Origin of the sequence: Yoonia sp. (assembly GCF_014859355.1) — a bacterium.
Lineage (GTDB): Bacteria > Pseudomonadota > Alphaproteobacteria > Rhodobacterales > Rhodobacteraceae > Yoonia.
Genome location: NZ_JACUUJ010000035.1, coordinates 1 through 21,021 on the forward strand (window position 1 = coordinate 1; position 21,021 = coordinate 21,021).

General features: G+C 60.0%; 17 protein-coding genes and 2 tRNA genes. 12 read left to right on the forward strand and 7 right to left on the reverse strand.

Going from position 1 to position 21,021, the window contains the following annotated elements; all coding sequences use genetic code 11:
• Window positions 1–47 precede the first annotated feature (47 nt).
• Window positions 48–137, reverse strand: a tRNA-Ser gene (locus IBX59_RS11815).
• 351 nt (window positions 138–488) lie between these two features.
• Window positions 489–565, reverse strand: a tRNA-Pro gene (locus IBX59_RS11820).
• Window positions 566–759: 194 nt separating this feature from the next.
• Here IBX59_RS11820 and IBX59_RS11825 point away from each other — a divergent pair.
• The 11 genes from IBX59_RS11825 to ileS all read left to right on the forward strand — a co-directional run bounded on the left by IBX59_RS11825 (window position 760) and on the right by ileS (window position 16,216).
• Complete coding sequence (locus tag IBX59_RS11825; RefSeq protein WP_296375759.1) at window positions 760–1,656, forward strand: LysR family transcriptional regulator; 897 nt, start codon at window positions 760–762, stop codon at window positions 1,654–1,656.
• Between the two features lie 79 nt (window positions 1,657–1,735).
• The gene (locus IBX59_RS11830; RefSeq protein ID WP_296375761.1) at window positions 1,736–3,811 is read left to right on the forward strand and encodes a hydantoinase/oxoprolinase family protein; all 2,076 of its coding nucleotides are present in this window, start codon (window positions 1,736–1,738) and stop codon (window positions 3,809–3,811) included.
• A complete protein-coding gene (locus IBX59_RS11835; protein ID WP_296375763.1) occupies window positions 3,808–5,490 on the forward strand; it encodes a hydantoinase B/oxoprolinase family protein in 1,683 nt (560 codons plus the stop codon). The genes IBX59_RS11830 and IBX59_RS11835 overlap by 4 nt, the downstream gene beginning before the upstream one ends.
• Window positions 5,487–6,692, forward strand: a complete 1,206-nt coding sequence (locus tag IBX59_RS11840) for an FAD-binding oxidoreductase (protein WP_296375765.1) — start codon at window positions 5,487–5,489, stop codon at window positions 6,690–6,692. Before IBX59_RS11835 ends, IBX59_RS11840 begins: the two co-directional genes overlap by 4 nt.
• Window positions 6,689–7,468, forward strand: a complete 780-nt coding sequence (locus tag IBX59_RS11845) for an aldolase/citrate lyase family protein (RefSeq protein ID WP_296375767.1) — start codon at window positions 6,689–6,691, stop codon at window positions 7,466–7,468. The genes IBX59_RS11840 and IBX59_RS11845 overlap by 4 nt, the downstream gene beginning before the upstream one ends.
• Window positions 7,468–8,304, forward strand: a complete 837-nt coding sequence (locus IBX59_RS11850) for an NAD(P)-dependent oxidoreductase (RefSeq protein ID WP_296375769.1) — start codon at window positions 7,468–7,470, stop codon at window positions 8,302–8,304. The genes IBX59_RS11845 and IBX59_RS11850 overlap by 1 nt, the downstream gene beginning before the upstream one ends.
• Window positions 8,305–8,751: 447 nt before the next feature.
• On the forward strand, window positions 8,752–9,372 hold the full coding sequence (gene rpsD / locus IBX59_RS11855) for a 30S ribosomal protein S4 (protein ID WP_296375771.1): 621 nt from the start codon (window positions 8,752–8,754) through the stop codon (window positions 9,370–9,372).
• A 135-nt stretch (window positions 9,373–9,507) separates the two neighbouring features.
• Window positions 9,508–10,926, forward strand: a complete 1,419-nt coding sequence (locus IBX59_RS11860; RefSeq protein ID WP_296375773.1) for a saccharopine dehydrogenase NADP-binding domain-containing protein — start codon at window positions 9,508–9,510, stop codon at window positions 10,924–10,926.
• Between the two features lie 141 nt (window positions 10,927–11,067).
• On the forward strand, window positions 11,068–12,153 hold the full coding sequence (gene hisC / locus IBX59_RS11865; protein ID WP_296375776.1) for a histidinol-phosphate transaminase: 1,086 nt from the start codon (window positions 11,068–11,070) through the stop codon (window positions 12,151–12,153).
• Entirely contained in the window at window positions 12,153–13,085 is a 933-nt protein-coding gene (locus IBX59_RS11870) for a prephenate/arogenate dehydrogenase family protein (RefSeq protein WP_296375780.1), read from the forward strand. The genes hisC and IBX59_RS11870 overlap by 1 nt, the downstream gene beginning before the upstream one ends.
• Window positions 13,086–13,330: 245 nt before the next feature.
• The gene (gene ileS, locus IBX59_RS11875) at window positions 13,331–16,216 is read left to right on the forward strand and encodes an isoleucine--tRNA ligase (protein ID WP_296375782.1); all 2,886 of its coding nucleotides are present in this window, start codon (window positions 13,331–13,333) and stop codon (window positions 16,214–16,216) included.
• A 1-nt stretch (window position 16,217) separates the two neighbouring features.
• Here ileS and IBX59_RS11880 read toward each other — a convergent pair whose 3' ends face one another.
• The gene (locus IBX59_RS11880; protein WP_296375784.1) at window positions 16,218–17,219 is read right to left on the reverse strand and encodes an LLM class flavin-dependent oxidoreductase; all 1,002 of its coding nucleotides are present in this window, start codon (window positions 17,217–17,219) and stop codon (window positions 16,218–16,220) included.
• 118 nt (window positions 17,220–17,337) lie between these two features.
• Here IBX59_RS11880 and IBX59_RS11885 point away from each other — a divergent pair, with 118 nt between their 5' ends.
• Window positions 17,338–17,772, forward strand: a complete 435-nt coding sequence (locus IBX59_RS11885; RefSeq protein WP_296375786.1) for a PaaI family thioesterase — start codon at window positions 17,338–17,340, stop codon at window positions 17,770–17,772.
• Here IBX59_RS11885 and IBX59_RS11890 read toward each other — a convergent pair.
• From IBX59_RS11890 to fsa, 4 genes are all read right to left on the reverse strand, one after another.
• A complete protein-coding gene (locus tag IBX59_RS11890) occupies window positions 17,769–18,467 on the reverse strand; it encodes a CDP-alcohol phosphatidyltransferase family protein (RefSeq protein WP_296375788.1) in 699 nt (232 codons plus the stop codon). The two genes, IBX59_RS11885 and IBX59_RS11890, sit on opposite strands and share 4 nt — an antisense overlap.
• Before the next feature lie 87 nt (window positions 18,468–18,554).
• Window positions 18,555–19,469, reverse strand: coding sequence for a tyrosine recombinase XerC (locus tag IBX59_RS11895; protein WP_296375789.1), 915 nt, complete (start codon window positions 19,467–19,469; stop codon window positions 18,555–18,557).
• Window positions 19,470–19,473: 4 nt separating this feature from the next.
• On the reverse strand, window positions 19,474–20,169 hold the full coding sequence (locus tag IBX59_RS11900) for a DUF484 family protein (RefSeq protein ID WP_296375792.1): 696 nt from the start codon (window positions 20,167–20,169) through the stop codon (window positions 19,474–19,476).
• Window positions 20,170–20,320: 151 nt separating this feature from the next.
• Window positions 20,321–20,974: a fructose-6-phosphate aldolase gene (gene fsa / locus IBX59_RS11905; protein WP_296375793.1), complete on the reverse strand. Its 654-nt coding sequence runs from the start codon at window positions 20,972–20,974 to the stop codon at window positions 20,321–20,323.
• Window positions 20,975–21,021 lie beyond the last annotated feature (47 nt).

Consider the following 21,021-nt stretch of genomic DNA (forward strand, 5'->3'; position numbering starts at 1 on the left):
CATAAGGGGTTGAGTATCATTGCATCGAATTGAATAAAAATGGTAGGTGGCGGAGACGAAGGGATTCGAACCCTCGAGACGGTTTCCCGCCTACTCCCTTAGCAGGGGAGCGCCTTCGACCACTCGGCCACGTCTCCGATGACGGGTTTATCCATGCGGCAGGGGCGGGGCAAGGGGCGAAATGGCCTGGAAACGGTTATTCTTGTGGGCGTCAGCCGCTTGGGCCGGATAGTTTGGGGGCTTGCGGTGTGGTCAACCGCCTGTGACCCTCCTGCCGGCGCCTTGCGATCTGTCGCGCAGATGGTGGGCCTGTGGACTTTGGACGCGGCGATGGTCATCACGATAAGGCAAGGGCCCGTCGGGTCTGAAAGGATCTTTGCGCGGTCACCGTTGCCCGACTGTGGGCCAAGATTTCAGCGCTGATCGCGGCGGACAGTTTGCTAGAGGAATGGCGCGGAAATATCTGAATAATTTGAAAATTTCAATTTTGGTCAGGGATAGAGGATTCGAACCTCCGGCCTCTGCAACCCGAATGCAGCGCTCTACCAGGCTGAGCTAATCCCTGATTGCCGTGGCAATATCACCCGGCTTGACAGGCTGCAAGTGGCGTCTTTTTCGTAAATGAATTTCGCGGGTGTTCAGTAATCCGCGCTCGACCCAGGTGGTCTGACCATGGTTTAGTCGGGGCAGATCGCTTTCTGACGCGCATCGGTTACGCTAACGAGGGACATTCACATCCGTGCGGCATCCATATTCCCCATGCGCCTGAATCTGAAACAACTGGAGGCCTTTGTCTGGGTCGCTGATTTGCGTAGTTTCCGCCGCGCGGCTGACCGGCTGAACACCACGCAGCCCAATATTTCGGCCCGGATTGCCGCGTTAGAGGATGCCTTGGGCACCCGCCTGCTGACGCGTGATGCGGGGTCTGTTCAGTTGACGGGCAAGGGGCAGGTGCTTTTGGTGCATGCGCGCCGGGTGCTGGATGCCACCGATGCGCTGGTCGCTGCCGCAGGCAACCGCGATTTGCTGGAAGGCACCTTGCGGCTGGGTGTGACCGAAATGATCGTGCACACATGGTTGCGCGATTATCTGCGCGCATTAAAAGACCAGTTTCCCAATTTAACGGTGGAGCTGACGGTCGATTTGTCCGCCAATCTGGAAAAGGAACTGGCCGGGCGCACGATTGATCTGGCGTTGCAGAACGCGCCCTTTAGCCGTTTATCCAGCGGACAGATTGATCTGGGCACCTATCCGTTGGTCTGGGTGGCCGAACCGGGGCTGTTGCCAGTCGGGGATGTCACGCTTGATGATCTGGCGCAGCATCCGATCCTGACCCATGCGCGCAACACACGCCTTTATGAAGAAGTCACCGCGCATATTTCCAGCCGCCGTGATCTGGCGTTCCGGCTGGTGCCATCCAGCAACCTGGCGGCCTGCCTGCAGATGACGGTCGATGGCATGGGCATTGCGACACTGCCCGCCGCCATGGTGGCGACCGATATTGCCAGTGGGGCGCTGGTGCCGGTTTCTTATGCATGGTCGCCCGCGCCCCTGCATTTCTTTGCCCGCTACGATGCTGAACGATCGCCGCGGATGGTGGGCGATGCGGCGCGGGTCGCCTTTGCTATTGCGCAGGGTTATGATCAGAGAAATTGATCGTATCAATCGTATTAAATAATTGGATGCGATGGTTCGGTCTGGTTAGGCTCAAGCTATCCAAACGTTGGGGGCCGTGATGCAAAAACATATCCGTCTGGGCGTTGATATAGGCGGCACATTCACCGATGTGGTGCTGGAGGTGGGCCGCGCCCAGCATTCCACCAAGGTGCTGACCACCCACACCGCCCCCGAGGATGCGATTATCTACGGGATGCATCAGGTTTGCGCCAAGGCCGGGATCAATCCGGCCCAGATCGGCCAGATCATCCACGGCACGACACTGGCGACCAATGCGCTGATCGAACGACGGGGCGCGAAAACGGCGCTGATCACCACCGAAGGGTTTCGCGACGTGATCGAAATGCGCACCGAAAGCCGGTTTGAACAATATGATCTCAACCTGCAACTGCCCGAACCACTGCTGCCGCGCCAGCACCGGTTCACCTTGCCCGAACGTGTAGATGCGCAGGGCAACGTTCTTATTCCGCTGGACCGGGCTGCTGTCGCGGAACTGGCGGATCACATTGCACCCTATGGGTTTGACAGCATCGCCGTGGGCCTGATTCACGCCTATCTGAACGATGTCCACGAACGGATGATCCGCGATGTACTGGCCGAAAAACTGCCCGGTATCATGGTGTCGTTGTCGTCCGAGGTATCGCCGCAGATGCGTGAATACGAACGATTCAATACAACCGTCGCCAACGCCTATATCAAGCCCTTGATGAAATCCTATCTGGGGCGCTTGCGCGAACGGCTTGCGGATGAGGGCACGATGTGTCCGATTTTCCTGATGCATTCCGGCGGCGGGATCATCAGCCTTGAAAGTGCGGCGGATTTCCCTGTGCGGCTGGTGGAATCTGGCCCAGCGGGGGGCGCGGTCTTTGCCGCTGACATCGCCGCGCGGCACGGGTTGGATAAGGTGCTGTCGTTCGATATGGGCGGCACCACGGCCAAGATTTGCCTGATCAAGAACCAGACACCCAAGACTGCGCGGGTGTTCGAGGTCGCCCGCACCTACCGGTTCAAAAAGGGATCGGGGATGCCGATTTCGATTCCGGTGATCGACATGGTCGAAATCGGGGCAGGGGGCGGCAGTCTGGCGCATGTGGATACGATGCGGCAAATCCGCGTTGGTCCTGAAAGCGCGGGGTCGGAACCCGGCCCTGCCTGTTACGGGCGCGGCGGTGACCGGCCCGCAGTGACCGATGCCGACCTGACGCTGGGCAAGCTGGACCCTGACAATTTCGCCGGTGGGTCGATCCGGTTGCACGCGGATGCGTCTGAAACAGCGCTGACTACGCTGGGTGCGCCGCTGGACATGGACGCGCTGACCGCCGCTTACGGTCTGGCCGAGGTCGTGGATGAAAACATGGCCAACGCCGCCCGCGTGCATGCGGTTGAAAACGGCGAGGATTTGGCAGATTACACCATGATTGCCTTTGGCGGCGCCGCCCCCCTGCACGCTGGTCGCTTGTGTGAAAAACTGGGCATTAACCGCCTGCTGGTGCCCACGGGGGCCGGTGTCGGCTCTGCCATCGGGTTCCTGCGTGCCCCTTTCAGTTTCGAGGCGACGCGCAGCGTTTACATGAAACTGTCGGATTTCGCGCCCGATGTGGTGGAAACCCTGCTGGCCGATCTGGCGACCGAAGCGACAGGTTTCGTGCGCACCTGCGATGCGGCAGCGCCCATTCAGGCCGAATACAAGGTCTATATGCGCTACACAGGGCAGGGCTGGGAAATTCCCATCAGCCTGAGCGTCGATGACGCGCGCGACCCTGATGCGGCACGTTTTCAGGCGCTGTTCGAGGCGGATTATACAACGCTTTTTGGTCGCACAGTGGCGGGCATGGATATCGAAATCACCGTTTGGGCCGTCAACGCCACGACCGAGGCGGCAAAACCTGCCGTCTTGCCCAATACGCCTGATGCCAGCGATGCCACTGTGGTCGGCTGGCGTGACCTGTTTGACCCCGCGCTGGGCGCAATGACACAAGCCTTCGTTGTTACCCGCGCCAGCCTGACAGCGGGCCAAACCATCACCGGCCCCGCCCTGATCACCGAGGATGAAACCACCATCGTCATCCCCGCCAGCCGCAGCGCCATCGCGCGCCCCGACGGCACCATCGACATCACAGAGGTGACATCATGAGCAGCGTTACCTATCAGGTCATGTGGAACCGCCTTATTTCCGTGGTCGAGGAACAGGCGCAGGCGCTGGTGCGCACCGCCTTTTCCACGTCCGTGCGCGAAGCGGGCGATCTGTCCGCCGGGGTTTACAACGCGGATGGGCTGATGCTGGCGCAGGCCGTGACCGGCACGCCGGGCCATGTAAACGCCATGGCCGATGCGGTGGCGCATTTCATCCGGCGGATCGGGCCGGACAATATCGTCTCAGGTGACGTTTATATCACCAACGACCCTTGGGAAGGCACCGGCCATCTGCACGACATCACCGTGGTCACGCCATCGTTTCACAAGGGCAATCACGTGGGGTTTTTTGCCTGCACGGCCCATGTCGTCGATATCGGCGGGCGCGGGTTTGGTGCCGATGCCGCCAGCGTTTACGAGGAAGGGATTTACATCCCGATCATGAAATTCGCCCACAGGGGCCGCGTCGATGACACGCTGGTGCGGATCCTGCGCGGGAATGTGCGCGAACCTGACCAGTTGATCGGTGACATCTACGCGCTGGCGACCTGTAACGAGATCGGCCAGCGGCGTCTGGCGGAAATGATGGATGAATTCGCGCTGACCGACCTGTCGGGAATTGGTGACTTTATTCTTGAAAACTCGCGCCGCGCCACGCTGGAACGTATCGCCGCCCTGCCGCGTGAAACCGCATCGGGCGGCATGACAATTGACGGGTTCGACACCCCGATTGACCTGAAGGTCAAGCTGACGATTGAAGAGGATCGCATCCTGTGCGATTTCGCGGGCACCTCTGGCCTTGATAAAAAGGGCATCAACGTGCCGCTGGTCTATACCAAGGCCTATGCCTGCTACGCGCTGAAATGTGCGATTGCGCCGGAAATTCCCAATAATGCCGCGTCTTTGGCCCCGTTTCAGGTGACGGCGCCGGTGGACAGCATCGTGAACGCGACCCATCCCGCGCCTGTCGCGCTGCGCCATATCATCGGGCACATGATCCCCGATACGGTCTTTGACGCGCTGGATAAAATCCTGCCCGCGACTGTCCCTGCCGAGGGTGCAGGCTGTTTGTGCAACTTTCAGATCAGTCTGCGCCCCACTGGCGCAAACGGGCGGCGGGCCGAGGTGCTGACGTTCAACTCTGGCGGGGCAGGGGCGCGGCCAACGGTGGACGGGCTGAATGCCACCGCCTTTCCGTCTGGTGTGATGACAATGCCGGTCGAGGCGACAGAACACACTGGCCCCGTGATCATCTGGCGTAAGGAACTGCGCCCCGACAGCGGCGGTGCGGGCCAGTATCGCGGCGGCCTTGGGCAGTATATGGAGGTGAGTGCTGCCGCAGGCCACGAATGCGATTTTTCCGCTATGTTCGACCGTGTGGATCATCCCGCACGCGGACGCCAAGGTGGGGCCGATGGCGCGCCCACCACGATTGCGCAAGATGATGGCACTGCCATGCGCGGCAAGGGCAAGCAATTCGTGCCGGCCGGGCGGCGCGTCATGCTGGGCTTTCCCGGTGGCGCGGGCTATGGCCCTGCGGCCAATCGTGACCCCGCGCTGGTCAAACGCGACCTTGCGCGCGGCTATATTTCCACCAAAGCTGCCGTGCAGGACTATGGCATGTCCGAGGCCGATGTCACGGCTGTGTTGGAAGCCGTCGCAAAAGGGGAAACCACATGACGCAGGCACCGCTGCAATCTAGCTATGACGTGGTGATCGTCGGCGGTGCGATGCTGGGGTCGTCGGTGGCGTGGTTCCTGACGGACAATCCCGATTTCAACGGCAGCATTCTGGTGGTGGAACGCGACCCGACCTATGAATGGTGTTCGACCGCGCACACCAATTCGTGCATCCGCCAGCAGTTCAGCGCACCGATCAACGTCAGGATTTCGCAATTCGGCGCGGATTTCGTAAAAAACTTTCGCGCCTATATGGGTGGTGACGAACGGGTGCCGCACCCGCGTTTGCACAGCTTTGGCTACATGTATCTGGCCGATAATGAGAAATTTGCCGCTGCCCTGCGCGACAGCCAGCAGGTGCAGGCAGCTTGCGGTGCCGGCACGCGGCACATGATGCCCGATGAAATCGCCGCCGCCTATCCGTTCTACAACCTTGATGACATCATCGCGGGAAATCACAACCTGATCGACGAAGGCTATTTCGACGGCAACACCTTGTTTGACTGGTGGCGCAGGTCGGCGCGGGAACGTGGCGTGGAATATGTCACGAACGAAGTCATCGCCATGAACCGCAACGCCGCCGGAACGCAGGTGGAAAGCGTGATTCTGAAATCGGGCGAGGTTATCGCCTGCGGCACGGTCGTGAATGCATCCGGCCCGCGCGCGGTGCTGACATCGCGCATGGCGGGGATTGATCTACCGGTGGAACCGCGTAAACGCTATACCTTTATCTTTGAAGCGGCCAAGCCGCTTGACCGTGATCTGCCACTGACAATCGACCCGTCCGGCGTGCATTTTCGCACCGATGGCACATTCTACATGGCAGGCTGCCCGCCAGAGGATGACCACGCCGTGGATTATGATGATTTCACCCCCGACCATGACATCTGGGAAAATAACGTCTGGCCCGTCATCGCCCACCGTATCCCCCAGTTCGAGGCGATCAAGCTGCGCAATTCATGGGTCGGCCACTATGCCTATAACACGCTGGACCAGAACGCCGTTCTGGGGCCACACCCGCAGGTCGGCAATTTCATTTTCGTGAACGGGTTTTCCGGCCACGGGTTTCAGCAATCGCCCGCCGTCGGGCGCGGGATGGCGGAATGGATTACACATGGCGCATACAAGACGCTTGATCTGACACCGTTTCATTATGACCGGATCACGCAGGGTGTGGCCTTCATGGAAAGGGCCGTGATATGAAACTGCCCGTCAACCCCTTTCTGGCCGCGATCCGTGGGGGCCAGCCCCAAATCGGGCTGTGGGCTAGCCTTGCCAGCAATTACGCGGCCGAGGTGGTGGCCGGTGCGGGCTATGACTGGGTGCTGGTGGATATGGAACATTCCCCCGGCAATGTCATGACCACGTTGGGGCAATTGCAGGCGATTGCGCCCTATCCGTCCACCGCCATCGTGCGCACGCCGTGGAACGATGCGGTGATGGTCAAGCGCCTGCTGGATATCGGCGCGCCGGGGCTGCTGTTTCCCATGGTGCAAAGCGTGGCGGAAGCCCGCGCCGCCGTCGCCGCCACCCGCTATCCCCCCGACGGGATCAGAGGTGTGGCCGGGTCGATCCGCGCCAACCGATTTGGCCGGATCACGGATTATTATGCGCGGGTGGGCGATGAAACCGGCGTGCTGATCCAGTTGGAAACGCAGGCAGCGATTGACCAAGCCGCAGCGATTGCGGCCGTCAACGGTGTCGATGGCATCTTTTTCGGCCCTGCCGACATTGCCGCCGATATGGGGCTGATCGGGCAGCCGATGCATGCGGATGTCTGGGCGCGGATCATGCCCGCAGCGCGAAAGCTGATGGATGCGGGCATGCCCGTGGGCACGCTGGTGACCGATCCGGGCTTTGCGGCTGAACTGCTGAACAACGGCTTTACTTTTGTGGCCTGCGGCACCGATACCGGGTTGCTGGCCAAGGGTGCCGATCAATTGCTGGCGCAGATGCGCGAAATGACAAAGGAAACGTGATGAAAAAACTGGTGCTGACAGGGGCCGCTGGCCGCCTTGGATCTTACCTGCGCGAACCGCTCAGCAAGATGTGCGATACGCTGGTATCCACCGACCGCGTGGCCGAGATTGGCAAGACCTATCCCGGTGAAACCTATGTGCAGGCCGATCTGTCCGATCTTGCCGCAATGGAGGCGGTGATTGCGGGGGCCGATATGGTTGTGCATTTCGGTGCCATCGCGGACGAGGCCCCGTGGGATGACATCCTGCAATCCAATATCATCGGGGCTTATAACGTGTGGGAGGCCGCCTATCGGCACGGCGTCAAACGCGTGGTCTATGCCAGTTCGGTGCATGCGGTGGGGATGCACAAGAAAACCGATACCATCGGCCTTGATGCGCCGCACAAGCCCGACACCTATTATGGGCTGGCCAAATGTTTTTGCGAAGACCTTGCCAGTCTTTACTGGGATAAGCGCGGGGTAGAATCGGTGTGCATGCGCATCTTTTCCTGCGCGCCGGCCAATAACGCGCGCAGCATCGGCACATGGCTGTCTTATGACGATCTGATCCATCTGGTGCAGCGGTCCATCGACAGCCCCGTTGTCGGCTTCACCGTGGTTTACGGGATATCAAACAACGACCGCGCTGTTGTGGACAATTCCAAGGCGGGGCATCTGGGCTACCGACCCAAGGACAACGCCGAAGACTTCGCGGCACAGGTCTTTGCCGACACGCCGCCGCTGGACAACAAGGATCTGGCCAACTTGTGCATCGGTGGGCCCTTTGCAACGGTGGAACTGGGTAATTCCGGCGTGGCCGCGCTGAATATCGTTGACGATCGTAAAGAATCCTGAGCGTCCCTCACCCGGGTCAGGATTCCGCCAAATCAATGGTGGCAGGCCAAAGACAATATGATTGTCCTTGCCCTGCTGCCTTGTCGGCAGGCAGCGGAGTTCATGAACCCGCAAGCGCGTAATTGCACGCCCGCTTCGTCCGTTTGCCACACCGCTGCCCTACTTGTTACCACTACACTCATAAACTGGGATAGCATCGGGTATTCCGACATCCCCCGCATCCGTCTTAGGGGGATGGTGTGGTCACAATTAGACATAAAATGCGCTTTATCAGGTCACTTCGGTGACGGAAGGTGAACCGCTTGTCTGACCCGTTGACACCGAAGCGCAGATGTATATAAGCGCGGCTTCGTTGGTGTTGGTGGACCGTGTAAACGGAAACCTGTCGTTCCTGCAAAATCAGGGAAAAGGACAACGCCCTTCGCAAATAAAAGAAGGAGATCAGCCGTGACGAAACGCACCGCTGCCAAGTATAAAATTGACCGCCGGATGGGCGAAAATATCTGGGGTCGCCCCAAATCGCCTGTTAACCGTCGTGAATATGGCCCCGGCCAGCACGGTCAGCGCCGCAAGGGCAAACTGTCTGATTTTGGCATCCAGCTGCGCGCCAAGCAAAAGCTGAAGGGCTATTACGGCGATGTGACTGAAAAGCAGTTCCGCCGCATCTATGCCGAGGCCGAGCGTGTCAAGGGCGATACCGGTGAGAACCTTATTGGTCTGTTGGAGCGTCGTCTGGACGCTGTTGTTTACCGCGCCAAATTCGTGCCTACCGTCTTTGCTGCGCGCCAGTTCGTGAACCACGGCCACGTGACTGTGAATGGCAAGCGCGTCAACATTCCGTCCTACCGCGTAAAAGAAGGCGACGTGATCGAAGTGCGCCAGAAATCCAAGCAGATGGAAATGGTGATGGTCGCCAGCCAGTTGCCCGAACGTGACGTGCCTGATTACATGGAAGTTGACCATTCCAAAATGGTGGCGACATTCGTGCGCACACCCGGTTTGGGCGATGTGCCTTATCCAGTGAACATGGAACCAAATCTGGTCGTCGAATTCTACGCCAAGAACTAAGGTCTTGACCAAAAGAAATTGAAAGGGGCCGCCCATCTGGGTGGCCTTTTTTCGTAACGCCGGGTGGGTTAATTCCATTTCTGCCCGGGATGCCCTAAGGGGTTGTGAAATCGGAACAAGGGAAAGGTGCTTCGCATGACAACTCACCCAAACTATGGCCGTATTGACGGTGATATCGTGATGATCGGTTTTGGATCCATCGGAAGAGGCACCTTGCCGCTGATCCAGCGTCATTTCGACTATGATCCGGCTCGGTTCAGTGTGATCGACCCCAACCCTGCCAGTGCGGCGTTTCTGGCCGCACAGGGCATCACCCATCATCAGGTGGCGCTGACCCCCGAAAACTACCGCGAAGTGCTGGGCGGGTTATTCCCGAATGGGCGCGGGTTTTGCGTCAATCTTTCGGTCGATACGTCTTCGCTGGATCTGATGAAATTCTGCCGCGAAATCGGTGTGTTATATATCGACACGGTGGTTGAACCCTGGGCCGGGTTCTATTTTGACACAACGGAAAACGCCGAGCGCACCAATTATGCCTTGCGTCAGAAGGTGCGCGATGAAAAGGCCGCCAACCCCGGTGGGACGACGGCGGTGTCATGCTGCGGCGCGAATCCCGGCATGGTCAGCTGGTTCGTGAAAGAAGGGTTGATGACATTGGCCCGTGATCTGGGGCGCGACGATCCGGTGCCAACCGACCGCGCAAGTTGGGGTGCGCTGATGCAATCGCTGGGTGTCAAGGGGGTGCATATTGCCGAACGCGACACGCAGGCCCGCGACAAACCGCGCCCGCGCAAAGTGTTCGTGAATACTTGGTCGGTTGAAGGCTTCATCGCCGAGGGGTTCCAGCCCGCCGAGCTGGGCTGGGGCACCCACGAGACATGGATGCCCGAGACTGCCCATGCCCATGATACCGGCTGTCAGGCGGGCATCTGGTTTGAACGCCCAGGTGCGATTACCCGCGTGCATACATGGTGCCCTACGCCTGGACCGCAGTTCGGGTTTCTGGTGACACACAACGAGGCGATCAGCATTTCGGATTACTACACCGTGGGTGACAAATCCGCCCCTGATTTCCGGCCGACATGCCACTATGCCTATCACCCCTGTGATGATGCGGTGCTGAGCCTGCACGAGATGTTCGGCGCCGGGCGCCAGCAGACCGTGCATGAAATTCTGGATGTAGATGAAATTGTCACCGGAATCGATGAATTGGGTGTGCTGATCTATGGCCACGAAAAGAACGCGCTTTGGTTCGGGTCGCGCCTGTCGAACGAGGAAACCAAGACCCTTGCGCCATATCAGAACGCAACCGGGCTTCAGGTGACATCGGCTGTGTTGGCGGGGATGGTTTGGGCATTGGAAAATCCACAAGCCGGGATCGTTGAAACCGATGAAATGGATCATGCCCGGTGTCTGGACGTCCAGCGCCCCTATCTTGGCCCGGTCGAGGCACATTATACCGACTGGACGCCGTTACAGGACCGCTGGGAACATTTCCCCGAGGATATCGATGAAACCGATCCATGGCAGTTCCGCAACGTTCTGGCCACGTAATCCAAATTTCTAGAAATTTGGATGCCTCTGGCGGGGATATTTATGTCTGGAAGAAGCGATCGTGTCATGATTGATCGCTTGTCTCTGGTCAGGGCGCGGGCAGGGCGTTAGAACGGGCGAAACGACAGGACGGACCCTATCATGGCTGACGGCATTCAACCGCAACCCGGTATCATGGACATTGCGCTGTATCAGGGCGGGGTGGCGCATCTTGACGGGGTGAGCAACGTTCTCAAGCTGTCATCAAACGAAAACCCGCTGGGGCCAAGCGATGCCGCGAAAGAGGCGTTTTTGCGCGCAGTGCATAGTTTGCACCGCTATCCGCCAACTGATCATGCCAGCCTGCGGGGGGCCATCGGCGCGGTTTGGGGTGTTGCCACCGATCGCGTGATCTGTGGCGTTGGGTCGGATGAGATCCTGCATCTGTTGTGTCAGGCCTATGTCGGCGCGGGGGACGAGGTTATTCATACCGAACACGGTTTTGCGATTTACCGGATCGCGACGCTGGCCGCAGGCGGCACCCCTGTCGAAGTGCCCGAGCGTGAACGCGTGACCGATGTGGATGCGATTCTGGCCGCCTGCAATGACCGCACGAAACTGGTGTTCATCGCCAACCCCAACAACCCGACCGGCACGATGATCGGCTTGGCTGAACTGGCGCGGCTTGCCGCGGAGTTGCCACCGCAAGCGATGCTGGTGCTGGATGGGGCCTATGCTGAATATGTAGAAGGCTATGATGCGGGGCTGGCGCTGGTGGATGCGCGCCAGAACGTGGTGATGACGCGGACCTTTTCCAAGATTTACGGGTTGGGCGGGCTGCGCGTGGGCTGGGGCTATGGCCCGCAGGCTGTGATTGACGTATTGAACCGCATTCGTGGGCCGTTCAACCTGTCATCTGCGGCGCTGGCAGCGGCCGAGGCGGCGGTGCGTGACACCGCCTATACTGAAAAATGCCGCAGTGAAAATGCCCGCTGGCGCGAATGGATGGCCACTGCGCTGGCTGAATTGGGCGTGCCGTCTGACACATCCACGGCAAATTTCGTGCTGGCGCGTTTTTCCAGCCCGGACGAGGCCCTGGCCTGTGATGCGCATCTGCGCCATGAAGGAATAATCGTGCGTCAAGTGGCGGGCTACAAACTGCCGCATTGTTTGCGGATTACCGTGGGCGACGAAAGCGCCTGCCGCCGCGTGGTGCATGCGGTTGCACAGTTCAAGGGGGCTGTCTGATGGCGGTGATCTATGACCGCGTTGCGCTGATCGGGTTGGGGCTGATCGCGTCATCCATGGCCCATGCAATGCGCCGTAGCGGATTGGCGCACGAGATTGTCGGCTATGCCAAGACCGCCGCAACCCGTGACGTTGCTGTCGAAATCGGTCTGTGCGACCGCGTGTGCGCGACAGCGGCCGAAGCGGCCGAGGGGGCCGATCTGGTGGTGTTATGCGTGCCTGTCGGGGTGATGGGGGCTGTGGCAGCAGAGATCGCGCCGGTGCTGAAACCAGGCGCGACCGTCAGCGATGTGGGGTCTGTCAAACGGACGGTGATTGACGCGGTTAGCCCGCAGATACCGCCGGGCGTGCATTTTATCCCTGCGCACCCGCTGGCGGGGACCGAACATTCCGGGCCAAAGTCCGGCTTTGCCGAACTGTTCGACAACCGCTTTTGCATTCTGGTGCCGCTGCCCGACAGTGACCGCTCTGCCGTGGACCGCTTGGCGGAGTTCTGGCGTGGCATGGGCGCGCAGGTGGATGAGATGGACGCAGATCATCACGATCTGGTTCTGGCCGTCACCAGCCACACGCCGCACCTGATCGCCTATACGATGGTCGGCGTGGCCGATGACCTGCGGCGCGTGACAGATCGCGAAGTGATCAAATATTCCGCTGCGGGTTTTCGCGATTTCACGCGCATCGCCGCCTCTGATCCGACGATGTGGCGCGATGTGTTTTTGAACAACAAGGAAGCGACGCTGGAGATCCTTGGCCGGTTCACCGAAGAGTTGTTCGCGCTGCAACGGGCGATCCGGCGGGGGGACGGCGAGCATCTGCATGCTTATTTCACCCGCACCCGGTCGATCCGCCGGTCGATCATCGAAGCGGGGCAGGATACCGATGCGCCCGACTTTGGCCGGGGGGCGCCAAAGGGCAAGTCAACCCTTTGATTGCAAAGCCTGCGCTTGGTGCCGCTGTCGGAGCCTCCGGCGGGAGTTTTGGGGCCAAGATGAAGTCAAGAGGAGCCTTTACCCTTGCTGACCCCGGTTCTATAAGCGCAGCCATGATACGGCTGATGATGATAGGTATTATTTGCCCGGCGGTTTAGGATCCTGAACCGACCGGGAAAAGGTGTCAGCGTTTGCGCACCGCGCTTCATCCTTACAGTTCCACGATTGCCAAAAGGACGCCACGCATGTGCGCCGAGACCCCCGACTATAAACAGACCCTGAACCTGCCCCGCACCGAATTTCCCATGCGTGCGGGGTTGCCGAAACGCGAACCTGAATGGCTGGCGCGCTGGGCACAGATCGGGGTTTACCAGAAGTTGCGCGACAAGGCCGAAGGGCGCAAGCCTTTCACGCTACATGACGGCCCGCCATATGCGAACGGGCATTTGCACATTGGCCACGCGCTGAACAAGATTCTAAAAGATATGGTGGTGCGCAGCCAGCAGATGATGGGGCGCGACGCGCGTTATGTGCCGGGCTGGGATTGCCACGGTCTGCCGATCGAATGGAAGATCGAGGAGAAATACCGCGCCAAAGGCCAGGACAAGGACACCGTAGATGTCGTCGATTTCCGGCAGGAATGCCGCAAGTTCGCCGAAGGCTGGGTGGATATCCAGCGCGAGGAATTCAAGCGTCTGGGCGTGACCGGCAACTGGGACGACCCCTATCTGACGATGGCGTTCCATGCCGAACGCGTGATCGCGGAGGAGTTCCAGAAATTCCTGATGAACGGCACGCTGTATCAGGGATCAAAGCCCGTGATGTGGTCGCCGGTGGAAAAGACAGCGCTGGCCGAGGCGGAGGTGGAATATCACGACCGGCAGACCGATGCGATCTGGGTAAAGTTTCCGGTGACTGCGGGTGGCTTTGCTGGCGCGACGGCGGTGATTTTCACCACGACCCCGTGGACCATTCCGCAAAACCGCGCAATCTGTTTTGGCCCGAACATCGCCTATGGCCTTTATGAAGTCACCGGCACGCCGGATGAATGTTGGGCATCGGTCGGCGATCAATATCTGATCGCTGATGCCTTGGCTGCCGACGTGATGGAAAAGGCGCGCCTGGATGCGGGCATGTTCACCCGCCTGCGCGATGTGACGTCGGATGAACTGGTTGCGCTGACCTGTGCCCACCCGTTTGCTGATGCCCACCCTGAATGGGCGTTCGATGTGCCGCTGCTGCCCGGCGATCATGTGACCGACGACACCGGCACCGGCTTTGTCCATACCGCCCCCAGCCACGGGGATGACGATTATGCCATCGGGGTCAAGCATGGCCTGCCGATGACCTATAACATCCTTGATGACAGTTCCTACCGGGCGGACCTTCCGTTCTTTGGTGGTGAATGCATCCTGAAACCCAACGGCAAGCCCGGTGGGGCCAACAAGGCTGTGATCGAAAAGCTCAAAGAGGTCGGCGCGCTGATCGCGACCAAGCGGATCACGATTTCCGACGCGCATAGCTGGCGGTCAAAGGCCCCTGTCATTCGTCTGAACCGCCCGCAATGGTTTGCCGCAATCGACAAACCTGTGGGTGACGGCAACGATACCTATGGCACCACGATCCGCGAACGCGCGCTGCGATCCATCGACGAACTGGTGACATGGACGCCCAAGACTGGCCGCAACCGCCTGCATTCCATGATTGCGGCGCGGCCCGATTGGGTGCTGTCCCGCCAGCGCGCATGGGGTGTGCCGCTGACCTGTTTCACGCGCAAGGGGTTGAAGCCTGGCGATAAAGGTTTCCTGTTGCAGAACGCGGCGGTCAACGCGCGTATTCTGGCGGCCTTTGAGGTCGAAGGCGCGGATGCGTGGTATAAAGAGGGCGCCAAAGAACGGTTCCTTGGCGCGGATGTGAACCCGGACGATTACGATCAGGTGTTCGACATTCTGGATGTGTGGTTCGATTCTGGTTCGACCCATGCATTCGTGCTGCGTGACCGGCCCGACGGGTCGACGGACGGCATGGCCGATCTTTATCTGGAAGGCACCGACCAGCATCGTGGCTGGTTCCATTCGTCGATGTTGCAGGCCTGCGGCACGATGGGCCATGCGCCCTATCGTGGGGTGCTGACGCATGGGTTTACGCTGGATCAGAAGGGCATGAAGATGTCCAAGTCTATCGGCAATACCATCGCGCCCGAAAAGGTTGTGCAGCAATATGGCGCGGATATTCTGCGGTTGTGGGTGGCGCAGTCGGACTACACTGCGGATTTGCGCATCGGCGACGAGATCCTGAAAGGGGTCGCTGACAGCTATCGCCGTTTGCGCAACACCATGCGTTATATGCTGGGTGCGCTGGCTGATTTCACCGAAAACGACAGGGTTGCACCGGCTGATATGCCTGAATTGGAACGCTGGGTGCTGCACCGTTTGGCCGAACTGGACCAGACCGTGCGCGATGGCTATGCGACTTACGATTTCCAAGGCGTGTTTCAGGCGGTGTTCACCTTTGCTACGGTCGATTTGTCGGCGTTCTATTTCGATATCCGCAAGGATGCGCTTTATTGTGACGGTGACACGGCGCGCAGGCGGGCCGCGCGCACGGTGCTGGATATTCTGTTCCACCGGATCACCAAATGGCTGGCCCCGATGCTGTGTTTCACCATGGAAGAGGTCTGGCTGGAACGCTTTCCCGGTGACGACGGTTCGGTGCATCTGGAGGATTTCGCCGAAACACCCGCCGATTGGCGCGACGATGCCTTGGCCGCGAAATGGGCCACCGTCCGCCGCGTTCGCCGTGTTGTCACCGGTGCGCTGGAGGTCGAACGCACCGCCAAGGTGATCGGCGCCTCGCTTGAGGCGGCGCCGATCGTCTATGTCACGCCCGAGGTCGTAGCGGTGCTGGAAACAACCAGTTTTGACGATCTGTGCATTACATCCGGGATCACGGTGACGACTGATGCCGCCCCTGCGGATGCGTTCCGGCTGGATGATGTGGCGGATGTGGCCGTGGTGTTTGCCCATGCGACGGGCGAAAAATGCCTGCGGTGCTGGAAAATTCTGCCCGATGTCGGCACCCATGCCCATGCGGGGGTTTGCGGGCGTTGCGATGCGGCGCTGGTTGGCTAGGTCAGGCGGCGTTGCGTGACGCGGTGATGTCGCGCAGCGCCTCTGCCGCGATCCGGAACGACCGCAGCCGCGCGCTGTGGTCGTGGATCATGCCGGTCAGGATCAGCTCGTCAGGTTGATAGCGGGCGATCAGCCCGGCCAGTTGCCCGCGCACGGTGTCGGGCCCGCCGGTTGCCGAACAGGCCAATGCGGCATTCACGCCTTCCAGCACCTGCGGCGGCACATGTGTGGCGATATCATCCACCGGGCGTGGTAATTTGCCCGGCTGGCCGCTGCGCAGCCGGGCAAAGGCCAGTTGCTGCGATGTGCGCAGAAAATCCGCCTCTGCATCCGTGTCGGCGGCACAGACCCCAGCGGCCATCATGAAATAGGGCCGTTGCAACCAGTCCGAGGGCTGGAACTGCTGGCGATAGATCATGCTGGCCTGTTCCAGCATGGCGGGCGCGAAATGCGCGGCAAACGCATAGGGAAGCCCGAAATGCGCGGCCAACTGCGCACCGTAAAGGCTTGACCCCAAGATCCAGACCGGCACATGGGTGCCTGTGCCGGGCACGGCCTGCACCGGGCCGGGGGTGTCGCCGAAATAGCCGATCAGTTCCTGCACGTCCTGCGGGAAACTGTCGTCGGGGGCCATGTGGCGGCGCAGGGCGCGGGCGGTGACCATATCGCTGCCAGGTGCGCGGCCAAGGCCAAGGTCGATCCTGTCAGGGTAAAGCGTGGCCAGCGTGCCGAATTGTTCGGCCACCACCAAAGGCGCGTGATTGGGCAGCATGATTCCGCCGGCACCAACGCGGATGGTTTTTGTCGCACCGGCCACATGGCCGATCACCACTGCTGTTGCGGCCGATGCAATTCCGGGCATGTTGTGATGTTCGGCCAGCCAATAGCGATGATAGCCTTCGGCTTCGGCCAATCGGGCCAGATCAACGGTATTGGCCAGCGCATCTGCCGCGGTCTGGCCTTCGGCGACGGGCGAAAGATCAAGAAGGGAATAATGCTGCATCAGTTGGTCCTTTGTGATCAATCTAGGGATCATGGGCCGACAATCCAACCACTGCATCGCGCCTATGCACACAAGCTTGAAACGATTATGCTGACCGAAAGGTCAGGCTGAGGGGCAAATGAAAACCTATCGAAATCCAGATGCAGAGGCGCGGATGCGGGCGGATTTTATCCGCCAGGGCGCGATGGCATCTCTGGGGATCACGATCGCAGAGATCGCGGCGGGGCGGGTGACGCTGGACATGCCCTTTAACCCCGCTTTCACTCAGCATCACGGTTTCATGCACGCCGGTGCCATCACGACCGCGATGGACAGCGCCTGCGGATTTGCGGCGTTCACGCTGATGGTGCCTGATGCCGAGGTGCTGACGGTGGAGTTCAAGGCAAATTTCATGGCCCCCGCGCGCGGCGCGCATTTCCGGATTGAAGGCGAGGTGGTGAAATCAGGCCGGACCCTGACCTTTACCCAAGGCCGCGCGATTGCCCGCGATGGCGACAGTGAAACGGTTGTTGCAACGCTGACGGCAACGATGATGGCGGTGTCGGCGCCTTAATGCCGCAAGGGGCGTTCTGTCAACTGCTGCGCCACCCCGGCAAACAGCAGATAAACCGACGTGACCACCAACCCCCAATGCGCCCAACTGTCCGGGTGAAACCCGACCCATGCGGCCCAGCCTGCAAAGAACGTCCATGCCAACGCCATGGGCAATGTGACGGGCCGCCACCGCAGTGTGCGCACCGGATGCACGAATTTCAGCGGCAGGAACATGGCGATGGCCAAAACTGTCACCAAAGACAGCGACACCCAGAAATTCGGTTCCAGTGCAAAGATTACGATGACCAGCATATTCCAGCAGCCGGGAAAACCGGAAAAGGAATTATCTTTTGTTTTCATGCGTGTATCGCAAAAATACATGGCCGAAGCAAAGGTGATGAAGATGATCGCGAACCAGCCCGTCCAGCCGGGCAACAGCCCGGATTTGAACAGAGCATAGGCCGGCACGAAAACATAGGTCAGATAGTCGATGATCAGGTCCAGCAGCACCCCGTCAAAGGCCGCGGCATTGGTTTTCACATTATAGCGGCGGGCAAGGGGGCCGTCGATCCCGTCAACGGCAAAGGCAACCACCAGCCACAGGAACATCAGGTCCCATTTTTCGTCGACCGCCGCCAGCATGGCCAGCATCGCAAAAACGGCACCGGTCGCGGTAAACAGGTGAACAAGAAGGGCCTTGGTGCGTAGGGTCATCGGGTCTTCATGATGGAAATTGCGGTGCAGTGCAAGCGGTTGAACACAGTCGCAGCGCGATGGTTTTGGTGCCAAAAAGTAACGGTGTCATGCCCTGGGGTGGGCCTTGTCGTAGACTTCCATCAGGCGGGCGGCATCAACGGCGGTGTAGGCCTGTGTGGTTGACAGTGACGCATGCCCCAGCAATTCCTGAATGCTGCGCAGGTCGCCCCCTGCGGCCAGCAGATGCGTAGCAAAGGAATGGCGCAGCGCATGGGGTGTGGCGGTGGCAGGCAGGCCCAGTTGCAGGCGCGCCTGTTCCATCGCCTTTTGCACCGCGCGTGGGGCCAGTGCGCCGCCCCTGACCGCGCGAAACAGCGGGGCGCCCGCCGCGCTGGGATAGGGGCACAGGGTCAGATAGTGGTCAACCGCGCTGCGGGCGGCGTCGATCACCGGAACGATCCGTTCCTTGTCGCCCTTGCCCCTGATCCGCAAGATCGCGGGCAAGGGGGCATCAGCCCCGGTCAGGCTCAAGGCCTCTGATATGCGCAGCCCGCAGCCGTAAAGCAACGTCACAACCGCGCTGTCGCGCGCGGCAACCCAAGGTGTGCGCGCCTGTAGATCGACGGCGTCGATCATGGCGCTTGCGGCATCCTCGGCCAGCGGGCGGGGCAGTTTGCGCTGAAACCTTGGCGCGCGGGTAGATAGCACGGCGGTGGCTTCGAACCCTTCGCGGGCGGCCAACCAGCGGTAGAATGATTTTACCGCTGACAACGACCGCGCCAGTGATCGCGCACCAACGCCGCGCTTGCGTTCATGGGCCATCCACGCCCGCATGTCGCGCACGGTCACGGCGGCAATCGGGCCAAGACCTAGCGTGTCGTCATTGTGCTGCGTCATGAACGACAAAAAGCCCAGCACGTCGGTCTGATAGGCCTTGCGCGTGTTGTCCGCCGCGCCCGCCAACGCGCGCTGATGATCCAGCCACAGCCGCAGCGCATTTGTCAGGGCAGGGGAAATCATCCGCTCAGGCCAGCCAGCGGCGCATCACCCGTTCGAATACGCCGGTAAAGAATGTCAGTAGATCGGTTCCTTGCTGCGGTGTGAATTGCTGTGGGTCTTCGGACCCCATGACCAGCATCCCGGGCAGACGGTCAGGGCCAAGATCAAGGATCAGGCAGGCTTCGGACTGGATGTAGGCGGCACGGTCACCAAACAAACTGTCAGGGGCGGCGGTAAAGCGGCGCAGGGTGATTTGGCGCACGGGCATGTTGCGGCCTAGTGTCACGTAATCGGCGATAAAACCCGCAGGTACCAAGGCCACCATCGGCCCAAAGGTTTTTTTGGTTTCTGGTGCGGTGCCTTCCAGCACCAACCGGATGGCATCGACCCGTAAAGTATTTGCCACGTCGCCCGACAGATCCGTCAGGAACTGGTCAAAGGCAGTTGCATCCATCATGCGCAAAATGGCGCGATGCACCTGATTGGTGCCAGCCAGATTGTCATAGGCGGCAGCAATCACGTTGCGATGGGTGTCTTCCAACCTGTCAAACCGCGCCTCGAGCCGTTCCATGGCAATGGCGCGCAGATCGACGATATTTCCGCCCATCCGGTGATCATTGGCACCGACAAGGGCGCGCATCAGATCGTGATCTTCCAAAAGAACATCGGGATTCGCGATGATCTTTTCACGAAGATCATTGGCCATGGTTTTTTCGGTCATTTGCCTGCTCTGCTGTTGTTTTGCGCCACGATAGCAGAGGGTTCCGGTATTTTCTGCACCTATTTTCAAAGCGGCGGAAAATCGTGCCCTTTTTGCAGACACGGGCAGGGTGGCGGTGGCCAGATCGAAACCCGCCCACCGCAATGGCGCATCAAAGGATCTTGATGCCGGCCTTTTCGACGTCTGCCATGAAGCCAGCCAGCCCCTTGTCGGTCAGCACGTGGTTCGCCATCGCCTTGATCACGGCAGGCGGTGCTGTCGCGACATCGGCGCCGATCAGGGCTGCGTCTTTCATGTGGTTGGCTGACCGGATCGAGGCGGCAAGGATCTGTGTCTCGAACCCGTAGTTGTCATAGATGGTGCGGATGTCGCCGATCAGCTCCATCCCATCAAGGTTCAGGTCATCCAGACGCCCGATAAAGGGGCTGATGAACGTGGCCCCCGCCTTGGCCGCCAGCAATGCCTGGTTGGCCGAAAAACACAAGGTCACGTTGACCATCACGCCTTCGTCCGACAGCGCCTTGCAGGTTTGCAGGCCTGCCCATGTCAGCGGCACCTTGACGGCGATATTGTCGGCAATCTTGGCCAGTTTGCGGCCTTCGGCCAGCATGGTGTCGGCGTCCAGCGCGACAACTTCGGCGGACACAGGGCCATCGACCAGATCACAGATTTCCTTGGTCACTTCCAGAATGTCGCGCCCCGATTTGGCGATCAACGACGGGTTGGTGGTGACGCCGTCCACCATCCCAAGGTCATTCAGTTCCTTGATCTGGTCGATCTCTGCGGTATCTACGAAAAACTTCATGGGTTCCCTCCGGGGATGGGTTGGTGTTTGTTGCCCCAGCGTTTACC

Bases quoted from the DNA above. Each gene is read 5' to 3' on its own strand.
- IBX59_RS11825 (WP_296375759.1), top strand. From the start codon at position 760: ATGCGCCTGAATCTGAAACAACTGGAGGCCTTTGTCTGGGTCGCTGAT.
- IBX59_RS11835 (WP_296375763.1), top strand. From the start codon at position 3,808: ATGAGCAGCGTTACCTATCAGGTCATGTGGAACCGCCTTATTTCCGTG.
- ileS (WP_296375782.1), top strand. From the start codon at position 13,331: ATGTGCGCCGAGACCCCCGACTATAAACAGACCCTGAACCTGCCCCGC.
- IBX59_RS11895 (WP_296375789.1), bottom strand. From the start codon at position 19,469: ATGATTTCCCCTGCCCTGACAAATGCGCTGCGGCTGTGGCTGGATCAT.
- IBX59_RS11885 (WP_296375786.1), top strand. From the start codon at position 17,338: ATGAAAACCTATCGAAATCCAGATGCAGAGGCGCGGATGCGGGCGGAT.
- hisC (WP_296375776.1), top strand. From the start codon at position 11,068: ATGGCTGACGGCATTCAACCGCAACCCGGTATCATGGACATTGCGCTG.
- IBX59_RS11880 (WP_296375784.1), bottom strand. From the start codon at position 17,219: ATGCAGCATTATTCCCTTCTTGATCTTTCGCCCGTCGCCGAAGGCCAG.
- IBX59_RS11870 (WP_296375780.1), top strand. From the start codon at position 12,153: ATGGCGGTGATCTATGACCGCGTTGCGCTGATCGGGTTGGGGCTGATC.
- IBX59_RS11845 (WP_296375767.1), top strand. From the start codon at position 6,689: ATGAAACTGCCCGTCAACCCCTTTCTGGCCGCGATCCGTGGGGGCCAG.
- IBX59_RS11890 (WP_296375788.1), bottom strand. From the start codon at position 18,467: ATGACCCTACGCACCAAGGCCCTTCTTGTTCACCTGTTTACCGCGACC.
- IBX59_RS11900 (WP_296375792.1), bottom strand. From the start codon at position 20,169: ATGACCGAAAAAACCATGGCCAATGATCTTCGTGAAAAGATCATCGCG.
- IBX59_RS11830 (WP_296375761.1), top strand. From the start codon at position 1,736: ATGCAAAAACATATCCGTCTGGGCGTTGATATAGGCGGCACATTCACC.
- IBX59_RS11850 (WP_296375769.1), top strand. From the start codon at position 7,468: ATGAAAAAACTGGTGCTGACAGGGGCCGCTGGCCGCCTTGGATCTTAC.
- fsa (WP_296375793.1), bottom strand. From the start codon at position 20,974: ATGAAGTTTTTCGTAGATACCGCAGAGATCGACCAGATCAAGGAACTG.
- IBX59_RS11860 (WP_296375773.1), top strand. From the start codon at position 9,508: ATGACAACTCACCCAAACTATGGCCGTATTGACGGTGATATCGTGATG.
- IBX59_RS11840 (WP_296375765.1), top strand. From the start codon at position 5,487: ATGACGCAGGCACCGCTGCAATCTAGCTATGACGTGGTGATCGTCGGC.